Annotated in this window: 12 protein-coding genes; 1 reads left to right on the forward strand and 11 read right to left on the reverse strand. The window is 40.8% G+C overall.

Features of this window, described 5'->3' with window-relative positions:
* From K6D58_RS11595 to K6D58_RS11640, 10 genes are all read right to left on the reverse strand, one after another.
* Positions 1-1,031: iron-sulfur cluster-binding protein (locus tag K6D58_RS11595; protein WP_486389768.1), on the reverse strand; the 1,031-nt coding region annotated here is incomplete at its 3' end.
* Positions 1,032-1,141: 110 nt separating this feature from the next.
* Positions 1,142-1,363 (reverse strand): OadG family transporter subunit, encoded by a 222-nt coding sequence (locus K6D58_RS11600; protein ID WP_296830834.1) that lies wholly within the window; start codon positions 1,361-1,363, stop codon positions 1,142-1,144.
* A gap of 76 nt (positions 1,364-1,439) precedes the next feature.
* Entirely contained in the window at positions 1,440-3,536 is a 2,097-nt protein-coding gene (gene pnp, locus K6D58_RS11605) for a polyribonucleotide nucleotidyltransferase (RefSeq protein WP_296830836.1), read from the reverse strand.
* A 187-nt stretch (positions 3,537-3,723) separates the two neighbouring features.
* On the reverse strand, positions 3,724-3,993 hold the full coding sequence (rpsO, locus tag K6D58_RS11610; protein WP_296830838.1) for a 30S ribosomal protein S15: 270 nt from the start codon (positions 3,991-3,993) through the stop codon (positions 3,724-3,726).
* A gap of 45 nt (positions 3,994-4,038) precedes the next feature.
* Positions 4,039-5,925, reverse strand: coding sequence for a tRNA pseudouridine(55) synthase TruB (truB, locus tag K6D58_RS11615; RefSeq protein WP_296830842.1), 1,887 nt, complete (start codon positions 5,923-5,925; stop codon positions 4,039-4,041).
* 10 nt (positions 5,926-5,935) lie between these two features.
* Positions 5,936-6,346 carry a 30S ribosome-binding factor RbfA gene (rbfA, locus tag K6D58_RS11620; protein ID WP_296830844.1) on the reverse strand — a complete coding sequence of 137 codons (411 nt, stop codon included), beginning with the start codon at positions 6,344-6,346 and terminating at the stop codon, positions 5,936-5,938.
* Positions 6,347-9,076, reverse strand: coding sequence for a translation initiation factor IF-2 (infB, locus tag K6D58_RS11625; RefSeq protein WP_296830845.1), 2,730 nt, complete (start codon positions 9,074-9,076; stop codon positions 6,347-6,349).
* A 9-nt stretch (positions 9,077-9,085) separates the two neighbouring features.
* Positions 9,086-10,549 carry a transcription termination factor NusA gene (nusA, locus tag K6D58_RS11630; protein ID WP_296830847.1) on the reverse strand — a complete coding sequence of 488 codons (1,464 nt, stop codon included), beginning with the start codon at positions 10,547-10,549 and terminating at the stop codon, positions 9,086-9,088.
* A gap of 11 nt (positions 10,550-10,560) precedes the next feature.
* Positions 10,561-11,043 carry an LSm family protein gene (locus tag K6D58_RS11635; RefSeq protein ID WP_296830849.1) on the reverse strand — a complete coding sequence of 161 codons (483 nt, stop codon included), beginning with the start codon at positions 11,041-11,043 and terminating at the stop codon, positions 10,561-10,563.
* A gap of 177 nt (positions 11,044-11,220) precedes the next feature.
* Positions 11,221-11,886, reverse strand: coding sequence for an RluA family pseudouridine synthase (locus tag K6D58_RS11640; RefSeq protein ID WP_296830851.1), 666 nt, complete (start codon positions 11,884-11,886; stop codon positions 11,221-11,223).
* Positions 11,887-11,917: 31 nt separating this feature from the next.
* Here K6D58_RS11640 and K6D58_RS11645 point away from each other — a divergent pair, with 31 nt between their 5' ends.
* Complete coding sequence (locus tag K6D58_RS11645) at positions 11,918-13,081, forward strand: hypothetical protein (protein ID WP_296830853.1); 1,164 nt, start codon at positions 11,918-11,920, stop codon at positions 13,079-13,081.
* Between the two features lie 6 nt (positions 13,082-13,087).
* Here K6D58_RS11645 and K6D58_RS11650 read toward each other — a convergent pair whose 3' ends face one another.
* Positions 13,088-13,726: a PTS sugar transporter subunit IIA gene (locus K6D58_RS11650; protein WP_296830854.1), complete on the reverse strand. Its 639-nt coding sequence runs from the start codon at positions 13,724-13,726 to the stop codon at positions 13,088-13,090.
* Positions 13,727-13,818: the final 92 nt, after the last annotated feature.

A 13,818-nucleotide genomic window follows, 5' to 3' on the forward strand; every position in this document is an offset into this window, starting at 1 on the left:
TCATAGGTGATTCCCTTGGAAGTAATGGCACCCCAGTAATTTACATCAGACACACCACGATAATTCTGACCATAAGCAAAAGTTCCGGCGGTAGCTATAGTAGGATTTTTAAGTTCAACACCGGCAAGAGTTACGCTTAAATCAGGCTCTTCATCTTTTTTAAGAGGCTTTCTTCTTGGTGAAGGTTTTGCAAAGGAAATAATTTTTGAATCAAACACAGGTCCATCTTTACAAACTCTTTTTTTACCTAAAGTAGTATCGATTGTACAGCCAAGACAGGCACCAAGACCACAAAGCATTCTGTGTTCCATACTTATATAACACTGAATACCAAGTTCATCAGCTATGGATTTAACATAAGCAAGGGCCGGAGTAGGACCGCAGGCATAAATTAATTTATATCCGGCTTTTTCTACAGCTTCTTTGGTAAAGGCAACGGAAAGCATCCCCTTTATACCGGCACTGCCGTCATCAGTGGTAATAACAAGATTTGCAGGTTTTACGTGCTCAAGACCATAGTATCCGCTTTTAAAACAGGCATAAAAGTCATAAGAGCCGTCTGGTAAAGAAGAGGCAAGGTTTGCAACAGGAGCAACACCAATTCCTCCACCAATGATACAGATTTCGTTTTTACTTAAATCAACATCTTTTGCTTCCGGCCAGGGAGTCCCAAGAGGGCCGATAACCTTTATTTTTTCTCCGGCTTCAAGATGACAAAGTTCCTGAGTTCCCCTTCCTTTTTCCATTATCATAAACTGAACTGTAAATTCACTTTTACCTGTAGTTTTATTTATCTTTTCTTCACAACGATAAACGCTTATAGGCCTGTTATACTGAACATCTGATTTCTGACCCTTTATAAGATAGAACTGTCCCGGTTTAGGGCCTACCTGATTTTCATGCTGCTGTACAATAGTGGTCTGTAAAAAATAAATGTTAGGCTGACCTTTGATTCCATAACATTTTTCTACAGAAGTTTCACCGTAAAATAAAATACCCCTGCCCTGTTCATCAATTTCTGCTAAATCCAATTTAAATAAACCTCCACAGTCTGATAGCGTTTGCTAACTAAAGTTAATCAAAGCTAACTATATCAGAAAAAGGCCTGACTATGGAATACTTTTAAGGGTTGAATTTTTATTTATTTATTCTGCTTTTCTGCAGCTGCATCGGTCGCTTCTTTATTCTCACCTTCAGGTGCAGGAGCTGGAGCTGGAGCTGCTTTTGCCTTTGGAAGACGGGGCTTTTTCTTATACTTTATTACATAATTTGCAAGGGAAATAAAAACAATCATGAGGATAAGGATAAAAATTACATGCCAGTCCCTTAAGACTTTTAATCCAATTCCAATTGCTTCACCCATAAATATTCTCCTGCAAAAAAAATAAGGCTCCATGAAAATCTAAAAGAAACCTTCATGGAGCCTTTATTTATTTATCTTACTTTGACTGTTCTTCTACAGCATCAATGTAAGAAAGGTTAAGACGGCCCATCTTGTCAACTTCAAGAAGTTTAACAGGAACGCTCTGACCTTCCTTAAGTACGTCAGTTACTTTTTCTACACGCTGACGGCTGAGCTTTGAAATATGACAGAGACCTTCTTTTCCTGGAAGAATCTCAATGAATGCTCCAAAGTCCATGATGCGCTTTACAGTTCCCTGGTAAATTGTTCCAACTTCTGGATCTTCACAAATACCCTTGATTGCTTTTTTAGCTGCATCAGTAGCATTACCAGTCTTACCGTAAATTGTTACAGTACCATCATCTTCAGTATTGATTGTTACACCATACTGCTGGCAGAGAGCCTTAACATTCTTTCCGCCTGGTCCAATAAGGGCACCAATCTTATCAACAGCAATTTTCATTGTGTCAATTTTTGGTGCATAAGGACTGATTGGCTGTGGCTTGTTAATGCATTTTTCCATGATGCCAAGGATATGTTCACGACCACGCTTTGCCTGAGCAAGAGCCTTGCGCATAATATCCATAGAAACACCGGCAATTTTAATATCCATCTGGAATCCGGTAATACCGTCATGTGTTCCGGCTACCTTAAAGTCCATGTCTCCAAGGTGATCTTCTTCTCCAAGAATATCAGAAAGGATTGCATACTTCTTGTACTGAGGTCCGTCTGTAATAAGACCCATGGCAATACCGGCAACCATCTTCTTTAATGGAACACCAGCTGCAAGAAGGGAAAGACAGCCACCACAAGTAGAAGCCTGTGAAGAAGAACCGTTTGATTCCATGATTTCTGATACAACACGAATTGTATAAGGGAATTCTGCACGGCTAGGAATCATTGGAGCAAGTGAACGGCGGGCAAGATTTCCGTGACCGATTTCACGGCGGCCAGTTGTAAGCTTACCAACTTCACCTACTGAATATGGAGGGAAGTTATAGTGAAGGATAAAGTTTTCACTTCTGTCTCCTTCAATATCATCATATACCTGTTCATCCATTGCTGTACCAAGAGTTGTAACAGCAAGAGACTGAGTTTCACCACGGGTAAAGAGTGCTGATCCATGTGGACGTGGAAGAACGTTAACTTCACATGTAATAGGACGAATATCTTCTGTTCCACGACCGTCAATACGAAGACCCTTTTCAAGAATGCTTGAACGAAGAAGGTCGTACTGCATGTCGTCAAAAAGTGTACCGAAAAGCTTAGCCTGTACAGGATCTTCAAGCTGTTCAGCGTATTTTTCTGCAATCTGGTTCTTTACAGCCTTAACTGCTTCACCACGAGCCTGCTTTCCTTTAAGGAAGCATGCTGTCTGCATAAGTGGAAGAGCTTCTGCCTTAATTGCATCAGCATTTGCAAGTTCAACATTAAGAGGTGCAAGTGGAAGCTTTTCTTTTCCGGCAAGCTTAACAAGTTCTTCCTGAAGAAGACACATATCTGTAATAAAGCCCTGAGCCTTTTCAAGAGCACCAAGCATTACTTCTTCAGAAACTTCGTTAGCACCACCTTCTACCATTGTAAAGCCGTCTTTTGTTCCGGCAACAACGATTTCAAGCTGAACTTTTTCCATCTGTTCATATGTAGGATTGATTACATATTCACCATCAATATATCCAACACGACATCCTGCAACAGGACCGTGGAAAGGAATGTCCGAAATAGAAACTGCAGCAGATGCAGCAATAACTGCAAGAATATCAGGTGGATTTACACCATCAACTGAAACACAAGTTGGTACAATCTGAATTTCACGACCAAAAGCTGTTTCAAAAAGAGGACGCATAGGACGGTCAATAAGGCGGCTTACAAGAATTTCCTTATCCTTTGGACGTCCTTCTCTCTTAACAAATCCTCCAGGGATTTTTCCGGCAGCATAGAATTTTTCGTTGTATTCTACTGTTACTGGAACAAAGTCAAGGCCTTCCTTAACTTCACTTGATGCACAAACTGTAGCAATTACTGATGTTCCGCCAATCTGAGCATAAACACATCCGTTTGCCTGTTTTCCGATTTTACCAGTCTCAAGAATGAGTTCCTGGTCTCCGATCTTACGGGTTACTCTCTGTACCATAAAATTTTCCTTAATTCTTTTTTGTTCTTTTTTTTTCTGCAGCACTCAGATTACCTAAATCACTGCAAGGTATATTCCGTTTGAACAGCCGGAATCACCGTTTTTCTTCAGTATGGAAGCAAAATCACAGAAACTAAAAAGGCGGCACGATTAAAACCTAATCATAATGCCGCCTTCTCTTGAGAATTTACTTACGGATACCAAGTTCCTTAATAAGAGCTCTGTAACCTTCAAGGTTTGTACGCTGGAAATACTTAAGAAGCTTTCTGCGTGCACCAACTACCTTAAGAAGACCACGTGATGCGCTTGTATCCTTAGGGAATGCCTTGCAGTGCTCTGTGAGCTGCTTGATACGTTCAGTCATAAGTGCAATCTGAACTTTTGTGTTTCCGGTGTCATTTGCATTTGCACCGAATTTGCTTACGATTGAAGCAGATGTTTCTTTTGTAAGTGCCATAACTTACTCCTTTAATATAAATTACCATGTTACCTAGCTTTTTCTTCACAAAGTAACATTAGGTTTGTAAACAAACTTTATCTCTGTAAGACGCCTTGCAGTGTCCAGTGTAGGTAAAAGAACTTCTACCCTTGTACCGGTAACAAAAAGACTTGTATGGAGAATGTTTTCTCCAAGACCGGCAACTACATCATAAGTACCGTTCTGTGGAAGAAGCTGACCGCTTTTTACATCAGAAGCAAACCATTCCATCATAGGATCAGAAGATTTTCTCTCTGACAAAGTCATTTCCATCTGACTGCAATCCAGAGTAAAAACTCCGGCAAGCATTTTCTGAACAGAAGCAAAATCACCTTTTTTAACAGCCTGCCTTATTAAGGAAGAACTGATACTCTGCCCTTCTGCACAAACCTTTTCTACCTTACAGAAAAGAAATCCCAGCTTTTCAGAAAGTTCCTGTAAAGCCTGTGAATCAGTAAGCCCCTTATAGCCGCACCTGAAATCTGAACCTTCAGCCATCATTTTCATTCCTGCTGATGTTACCAGTGCAGAGACAAAAGACTCGCCGTCAATTTTACTGAAATCCTCAGAAAAGTCAATGAGCACGGCAAAATCAAGGCCGGCTTCTTCTACAGAAGCAAGTTTCTGTTTTAAAGTCATTACATCACCTTCGTAATGACCGGTCCTGTTTTTTATCAGATCACCAGGGCGGGTAAAAGTAACAAGCCCCTTAACAGAACAGGAACTTTCCTTTACCCTGTCAATTAAAGCCCTGTGCCCCCTGTGCATTCCGTCAAAATTACCTACAGTCAGGGCAGTTCCCATATTCTTCCAGATTAAAGGAAACTCTCCCCTTACCAGTTCTTCCCAGGTAAAGACCTTAAGCTTTTTTTTCTGTTTAGGAACAACAAATCCATAAAAAAGCCTGTGTTCAGGATTAAGCCTTATCATCCCTGCAAAAGTTTTATCTGAATAAAATACAGCTATTTCCTTATCTTTAATCGTACAGGGAGCTTCGTTAACGCCGGTAGTTATTCTGTTAAACATACTTCCGGATAAAGGCCTTCCGTTAAGATAAGATTTTTCTGCATCCTTTTTAAGTTCACTTATTTCAAAGCCGCAGGTCTGGGCAAGTTCAGGAGTAAAATCCAGAAAATGACTTCTTATGTCCGTAAATACAGATTCAGGAGTAAGGCGTCTTCCTGTATTTAAGCCTGAAAATTCCTTAGCATTATTTATACCATATTCAATAGTAAAGTCTTTAAAGGAAGAATAGCAGGAGGCATCTTTAAGTAAAAATGGTCCAACCTGGGTACGTCTTAAAGCACAAAGGTAAGCACAGCTGCCTGCTGCCTTAGCCATATCCCTTGCAAGTGCCCTGATATAGGTACCCTTTGAACAGGTAATTTCAAGAAGGGCATAGGAAAGTCCGTCATCACCTGCTTCCTTAAAATCAAGAAGCTGATTTTTATATATAAAGACCTGGCGGCTTTCAAGCTTAACCTGACCACCACTGCGGATAATGTCACTGGCTCTTTTACCACCTGAATGAAGGGCTGAATAAACAGGCGGAACCTGAAGCTGAACTCCTGTAAACTGGGGTATAATTTTTTCAAAATCTTCCCGGCTTACAGCAGGAGCTGTTTTTATAATCTGTCCTGAAGGATCAAGAGTATCTGTTTCTTTTCCTAAACAAACTACAGCCTGATATGTTTTTGTAAATCCTGTTATATGAGGTACAAGGTGGGTAAGATGTCCGCTAAGGACAACAAGAAGTCCTTCTGCAAAAGAATCCAGCGTTCCTGTATGACCGATTTTGTCAGTATTCAGGGCGTGCTTTATATCCCATAGTGAAGAAAAGCTGGTAATACCGGGAGTCTTTGCATAAAGAAGAATCCCGTCCCTTACAGAAGTCCTTTTATTTTTTTTCATTTATTTTAATTTACTCTTTATCGTCTGAATCTTCGTTTTCGTTTTCATCTGCCTGAGATTCACGGGCTTTTGATTCAGCTTCAAGGGCATTAAGCTTCTGAACCATTTTATAGCCTTCCTTCATGCTGAAATCTGCTACGAAAGTAAGACGTGGAAAACGGAAAACAGAAAGTTTTTTTGCTATTGAACACTGAATAAAACCAGCTGCACTCTGAAGTCCGGCAACACCTCTTTTTACAGAGGCATCGTCCATAAATGATGATACAAATACTTTTGCATAGGCAAGGTCGCCTGCTACTTCTACTCTGTCAATGGAAAGGAATTCACTTACGCGGGGATCCTTAATCTCATGACGGAGGAGCATAAGTGAAATTTCCTGTCTGAGCTGTTCACCCAGACGTAACAATCTGTACTGTCCCATTTAGTTTTCCTGACTTTCTGAAGCAGCCTGTTTCTTTTCTGCTTCTGCCTGCTCTTCTGCAAGAGTCTGGCCAAGCTTACGTTTAACTTCAATATATTCAAAGGCTTCGATTGTATCGCCAACCTGAATATCCTGCCAGTTTTCAATACCAAGACCACACTCAAAGCCTTCACGAACTTCTTTTGCATCATCCTTGAAACGCTTGAGGGAAGAAACCTTAGCTGCAGAACAAACTACTACACCATCACGGATAACATTTACGAAGCTTGATCTCTTAACAATACCGTCGCGAACCATACATCCTGCAATAAGTCCAACCTTTGGAACCTTGAATGTATTAAGAACTTCGATAGTACCTGTAACTTCTTCTTTTGTATCCGGCTGAAGCATACCTTCCATAGCCTGCTGAATCTCTTCAACACACTTGTAGATAATATTGTATTTGCGGATTTCTACCTTTTCCTGTTCAGCAAGAGCCTTGGCTTTTGGAGTAGGACGTACATTAAATCCGATAATAATTGCATTTGAGTCAGCAGCTGCAAGGGTAACGTCACTTTCGTTAATTGCACCTGCGCTTGAATGAATTACAGAAAGGCGGATTTCTTTAGTAGAAAGTTTTTCAAGGGAAGATTTAAGTGCTTCTGCAGAACCCTGAAGGTCAGCCTTAATAATAACCTTGAATTCCTTAACTTCACTGGCTTCGATTGTAGAGTAAAGATTATCAAGAGTAACTTTCTTAACAGCCTTTGCATCTTCAAAGCGCTTAAGTTCCTGACGTTTAGCTGCAAATGCACGGGCATCCTTTTCGCTTTCTGTTACCTGGAATGGATCGCCGGCATTAGGCATGCTTTCAATACCAAGAACTTCAACAGGGGTACAAGGACCTGCTTCTGAAATCTTCTGTCCCTTATCATTAAACATGGCACGTACACGGCCTGAATAAATACCAGCAACAAAAGGATCTCCAGTCTTAAGGGTACCACGTTCTACGATAACAGATGCTACAACACCACGACCCTGATCAATGCGGGATTCAATTACCTTACCTTCTGCACGACAGTCATACTGTGCCTTAAGTTCAAGCATTTCTGCCTGAATAAGAACTGCATCAAGAAGATCATCAATACCTTCACGCTTAAGGGCAGAAATATTTACATACTGAGTATCTCCACCCCAGGCTTCAGGAGTAAGTCCCTGTTCAGAAAGCTGAGTCATAACACGTTCCGGATTAGCATCAGGTTTATCCATCTTGTTAACGGCAACAATAATAGGAACCTTTGCATCTTTTGCATGGTGAATGGCTTCAAGAGTCTGAGGCATTACACCGTCATCAGCTGCAACTACAAGAATAACGATATCTGTAATCTGGGCTCCACGGGCACGCATCATTGTAAATGCTTCATGTCCAGGAGTATCAAGGAAAGTAATGTCTCCCTTAGGAGTAGAAACCCTGTAAGCACCGATTTTCTGAGTAATACCACCGGCTTCTCCTGCTGCAACGTTTGCATCACGAATAGCATCAAGAGTCTTTGTCTTACCATGGTCTACGTGACCCATAACAGTAACGATCGGAGGACGTGTACGTTCACCTTCTGCATTACCCTTATCACTTTCAATAACTGTTTCATCGTAAAGACTGATAAGGTGTACCTTACAGTTATATTCTTCTGCAAGAATTGTTGCTGTATCAGAATCGATTGACTGGTTGATTGTTACCATCATACCCATCGACATGAGCTTACCGATGATTTCTCCAGCCTTAAGGTTCATCTTGCGGGCAAGGTCAGAAACAGAAATTGTTTCCATAATATCGATTGTTGAAGGTACTACATTTGCAGGAGTAGCTTCCTTCTTTTTCTTGTAAAGTTCTTCCTCGTCGAAGAATTCTTCTTTATCCTTGCGCTGTGAATAATCCTGCTTCTTTCCCTTAAACTGTTTCTTAGCAGGAGTTTTGCCCTGTGGAATTGCTGAAGGAGCTGAAAATCCGCCGCCACCAAAAGAAGGACGGTTTCCTCCAAATCCACCCTGGCGGTTTCCGTTGTTATTGAATCCGCCCGGACGGTTATTGTTAAATCCACCCTGGCGATTTCCGTTGTTATTGAATCCGCCCTGACGGTTATTGTTAAATCCACCCTGGCGATTTCCATTATTATTAAATCCGCCCTGACGGTTTCCATTATTATTAAATCCGCCCTGACGATTATTGTTATAGCCGCCGCTGCGTTCACGGTTCTGATAGCCTTCACGGGCCTGAGCACCTGTAAAGCCTGAACCACGGTTATTTCCGTAATTGTTATTGTAACGGTTGCCATAACCGCCCCTGTTACCGGAACCGCTTAAGTTTCCGGCCCTTACATTAGGACGGGTTGTATTAAGTTCAAATGACTGACGCTGTGGTCTGTTCTGCTGAGGACGTTCGTATGAAGAATCTCCCTTACGGTCAGCTGATTTTTCCTGAGCTGAAGCAGGTTTTACTGCTGCAGGTTTAGCAGTCTGTGCTGACTGCTGTACAGGAGTCTCTGCTGCCTTTTCAGAGGCCGGCTTTTCTTCCGGCTTAGGGGATGACTCAGCAGGCTTCTTAGTAACGACCCTTACTGCTACTTTTTTCTGTTTATCAGAAGCAGCAGGCTTTCGTTTAACTACGACAACCTTTTTTTCAGACTGAGTTTCCGGTTTCTTTTCTTTTTTGATTACCACAAATTCTGGCTTTTTTTCTGATTCATCCGCCATGTTTCTCTATTATTCCTCTTCAAAAACAAATTCAGCACCGCACTTAGGACAATGTGTCATATCCAAAGTGATTTTTTCTCCACATTCAGGACAATAGTAACAATCTTCATCATCCTGAACTTCTTCAGATGATTCTGTTTCTTCAGCTACTGCTTCTTCTTCAGATTCATCTTCAAATTCAACATTTTCATTGATGATTTTGTTAATAGCTTCGATATCGTCTGCATTAACACCCTGAACCTTAATGGCAGTACCGTCTTCTACAGCAGCCATAAACTGTTCAATATCATCGATTCCTGCTTCCTTAAGGAGAGCAGCAATATCCTGATTAACACCTGGAAGCTGAGAAACTGTTGTAATCTCTTCATATGATTCTTCAGCAGATTCATTAAAGAGGGATTCAGCAGCCTTACGTGTATCTGTTTCTGTAAGGTCAAGTTCTGCAGCCTGTTCTTCTGTCTTAACATCAATGAGCCAGTCACAAAGACGGTTTGCAAGACGAACATTCTGTCCCTGCTTACCAATTGCAAGAGAGAAAGAGCTCTCAGGTACGATTGCAAGAGCTTCCTTCTTTTCTGCATCACGAATAACAACCTGTGTTACTTCTGCAGGAGAAAGGGCGTTTTTGATGAATACATGAGGATCTTCATCATATTTAAGGATATCAATTTTTTCACCTTCAAGTTCACGGATTACAGCCTGAATGCGCACACCCTTAGGACCTACACAGGCACCAACAGGATCTACGTCAATCTTGTTTGAATAAACTGCAATCTTTGAACGATAACCGGCTTCACGTACAACTTTGTAAACGCTTACAATTCCTTCTGAGATTTCAGGAACTTCATTTTCGATTGTATCCTGAACAAACTTAGGATCTGAACGGCTGAGAACAATCTGAATACCGGTATTTGTCTTTTTAATATCTACGATAAGAGCCTTAATGCGGTCTCCCTTACCATAAGATTCCCTTGGACTCTGAAATTTCTGAGGAAGCATACCTTCTACTTTTCCAAGGTCAACAAAAATATTTCCATTGCGTTCACGCTGATAGTAACCGATTATAATCTGTCCTATCTTATCTTTATATTCATTGTAAAGATTATCCTTATAGCGTTCGTTAAAACCCTGATGAGCCATCTGCTTACCGGTTGTTACTGCTGAACGTTCAAAATTATGAGGATCTACAAGAATATCAATTTCATCTCCGATTTCACATTCAGAGCTGAGCTTAAGTGCTTCTTCAAGCTCAATTTCCTGAGAAGGATCATAAACACCGTCAACAATAGTCTTGCGGGAATAAACCATAACGTCAGACATATCATCTGCAAATTTTACGATACAGTTGTCGGAAGTACCGAATGTCTTTTTGTAAGCCGCTTTAATTGTGTTTTCTACTGTCTGCCTGATTGAATCCTCACTAAGCCCCTTTTCTGCAGCCAGTGCCCGGATTGCATCTGCCATTTCTGACATATCAAGCCCCCTTATAAATTAAAAAATTTTGCCTTAGCAATATCTACATAGGAAACGGATTTTTTACTTCCGTCCTCTGATTCCAAAGTTAAATGATTATCGTCTGCCTCAATAAGTACACCTGCAACCCAGTCACTTACAGTCTTATCCCAGACACGAATTTTTCTGCCGGTAAAAACTGTAAATTCCCAGGCGTTCTTTATATTACGGTCAACACCAGGAGAACAAACTTCCATATAAAGATTATCTTCTGTAAGTGAGGAATACTTTCTCTGCAGAAGTTCAAGAATTTTAGGCCCTAAAAGATGGTGAACTTTGGAGCAGTCAGCAACACCAATATCCTTTTTTATATCAGCTGGTGAAATTACTGCCGTTACATAAAAATCGCCGTTTTTTGGCGCAACCTGAAGTTCAACAAGAACAAAACCAGCAGACAGAACACTCTCTGCGCTTTCCTTAAAATAAGGATTATTTTCAGGTGAATTAAACTCCAATCTTTACCTCTGTAATGCCTTTAACGATTAAACTAAAAAAAAGGAGCCGTTGTCCGGGCTCCACTTTAAAGTTTATTAAAATGTTACTTACATTAACATTTAGAACAGATTCTGTCAACTCCATGAAAAGCTCCGGAGAAAATCAGTGGGGAATCCATAAAAAAAGTGACATAACATTCAGTCTGAAAACTTATAGAAATGCTCCGGCAAATCAACCTGAAGAACCTTTTCTTTTCCATTAACAGGAATCGTAAGGCGAACGCAGGCAAGCTGGAGTTTTTTTATTCCCAGCTTCCTCAAAAGCTTGTTAAGTTTAAAGTTTCCATGCTGGTCATCGGCAGCAAGAGGAGCACCGTTTTTTGCCATCTGAATCCTGATCTGATGCATTCGTCCGGTACCAAGAACAATGTGAACCAGATTCAGCTTTACGCGGCTTTCAGTTTCCGGAATTTCAGCTTCAACAGACTTAACGACATCAAAGAACAATTCTGCATCCTGAACACGGCCGTGAGCTTCAACCTTAGAAACAAGTTTTCCTTTTCGGGAAGGCTTTCCGTTGCAGATTACCTCACCGCAGCAAACGCACATGTATTCTTTTTTAACTTCCTTTGTTCCTATTAATGTAGTCCATTTTGAAGCTGCAGCAGGATTTTTTGCAACTATAAGGAGGCCTGATGTTTCTTTATCAAGACGGTGAACAAGGTGAATTCTGTAACCTAAACGGGCAGAAAGTTCCTCATCAAGGGGATGTGCTATTCCCTTACCCCCCTGAACCGGAGTACCACAAGGCTTATTTATTACAAGGATTTCGTCGTTTTCAAAAATTATTGGAAAATCTTTCATGTGCCGATATTATATAAAAAGAGGTTTATTGATGACAAGAATGACAAGTATAAAAAGAATAATTATCTGCCTGATTGTGACATTGTTTACATTACCGGCTTTCTGCGGAAAAACTTATTTTAACAGCTTAAAACCTTCTGTATACATGGATTTACCGGAAGGCTTTGGAGTAAAGGAAACCGGAGAAAACGGCAGGTACTACATGCTGTCTTCTTCGATACTGCCGGTTACTGCCATTATAAGGATTTACCCCCAGGGCCGTTTTAATTCCAATAAAGAAGCCCTTGATGACGTTATGTCAAAATTTTCACTTTCTGCCCAGACCGGAGAATTTGAATGGGGGCAGTGTCTTTCTGCCATAAGCATCTTTGAAGGTAATATGCTGGGTATTCAGTCTTCCGGTTTTGCAGCCAGCACCAGTCTTCCTGACAACCAGGGAACTTTTCTTTACATGATATGGTCTTCATCAGAAAACTTTGAAGATTGCGCCGCCTTTATGGGAAGTTTTATGGACAGTCTTTACCTGAGTCCGGACAACAGTCTTGAATGCGGAGCCATGACTGCCTTTGCCTACCCTAAAGAAAGTGAAAAGGAAGAAATTACCGTAAATATTGAAGGAACAGAAGTAAAAAGCTGGATAAACCCGGTAGATGTAGAAGCCGCAGATTATCTGGTAAAAAGAGAATACAACACCCTCCTTAATTATCAGAAAAGTCCTGTATGGCAGCTTGCCTGGCAGCGTTACTACAGGATGATTTACAGGGATTCCTGCTCAAGGCTGCTGCAGTTTACCTACGATGCTTATAAAAGCCTGGCTCCCAACTGTGAAGACAACACGGATTTAGCCACAAAACTCCTTAACTGGACCCAGAACTTTGAATATACAAGGGAAAGCAGGGAGTCTGACTTTGTTTCCCTTCCGGCAGCGGTCTGCGGAGAAGGCTGTGACTGTGATACAAGATCCATGCTTTTATGTGTAATGCTTAACGGAATGAATATGAACAGCTGTCTTTTTGTAAGTGCATCTTACGGACACGCAATAGCAGGTCTGGTTTCTGAACACCCGGGATTTGCTTTTACTTTGGGAGAAAAGGCTTATCTTACAGGAGAAACCACAGCAAAAGGCCTGTCCTGGGGAAAAATAGCTTCCGACATGACAGACCAGTCACAGTGGATTCCTGTTCTTTTTTATTAAAATGAATTATTTAGTCAGAAGATTATAAACTTCTACAGGATCTTCTGACTTTAAAAGAGCATCCCTTAAAGCCTGATCCTTAAGTTTTGCAGTAAAGTAAGCAAGAGTCTGAAGATAATAGTTATGCTGGTTGTAAGCGGCACCAATCATAAGAACAATGCGTACAGGAACATCATCCAGGGATGAAAAATCCATAATATCACACTTGGAAATACCAAGACTAACTACAAGGTCAGTAATACTTGAGAGCCTTACATGAGGAATTGCAATTCCACGGCCAATAGCTGTAGAAACAAGTTCTTCCCTTTTAAGGATTTCTTCCTGAAGTTCCTTGGCATCCTTAATCTGAGGAGCTGTTGCCAGATTATCAGAAAGTTCTACAAGTGCATCATGTTTTGTAACGTGATTAAGGAAAATGATACGTTCCGGAGAAATAATATTCTTAACTTTGATTTCGCCATCATTTCTGGAAGATCCTGAGAGACGCTGATTAACCCAGTGTTCAATTTCATCCTTCTTAAAACGCCATACTGTGCCAATCTTTCCGCTGGGAATTTCACCCTTCTGAGCCCAGTCATATACAGTACGTTCACTTACGCGGAGATACTTTGCAACTTCTTCTATTGTAAGGATATCATCTTCCATTTTTTAAACCTCAAAACATTTTTCTTTTGTCGTATTTTGCAAACTTTACGTTTTTTTGTCAATGTTTACAAACAGGACTTCATAAAAAAATT

Source organism: Treponema sp., assembly GCF_024696245.1.
Lineage (GTDB): Bacteria > Spirochaetota > Spirochaetia > Treponematales > Treponemataceae > Treponema_D.

Bases quoted from the DNA above. Each gene is read 5' to 3' on its own strand.
- infB (WP_296830845.1), bottom strand. From the start codon at position 9,076: ATGGCGGATGAATCAGAAAAAAAGCCAGAATTTGTGGTAATCAAAAAA.
- K6D58_RS11640 (WP_296830851.1), bottom strand. From the start codon at position 11,886: ATGAAAGATTTTCCAATAATTTTTGAAAACGACGAAATCCTTGTAATA.
- K6D58_RS11650 (WP_296830854.1), bottom strand. From the start codon at position 13,726: ATGGAAGATGATATCCTTACAATAGAAGAAGTTGCAAAGTATCTCCGC.
- pnp (WP_296830836.1), bottom strand. From the start codon at position 3,536: ATGGTACAGAGAGTAACCCGTAAGATCGGAGACCAGGAACTCATTCTT.
- nusA (WP_296830847.1), bottom strand. From the start codon at position 10,549: ATGTCAGAAATGGCAGATGCAATCCGGGCACTGGCTGCAGAAAAGGGG.
- truB (WP_296830842.1), bottom strand. From the start codon at position 5,925: ATGAAAAAAAATAAAAGGACTTCTGTAAGGGACGGGATTCTTCTTTAT.
- rbfA (WP_296830844.1), bottom strand. From the start codon at position 6,346: ATGGGACAGTACAGATTGTTACGTCTGGGTGAACAGCTCAGACAGGAA.
- K6D58_RS11600 (WP_296830834.1), bottom strand. From the start codon at position 1,363: ATGGGTGAAGCAATTGGAATTGGATTAAAAGTCTTAAGGGACTGGCAT.
- K6D58_RS11645 (WP_296830853.1), top strand. From the start codon at position 11,918: ATGACAAGAATGACAAGTATAAAAAGAATAATTATCTGCCTGATTGTG.
- rpsO (WP_296830838.1), bottom strand. From the start codon at position 3,993: ATGGCACTTACAAAAGAAACATCTGCTTCAATCGTAAGCAAATTCGGT.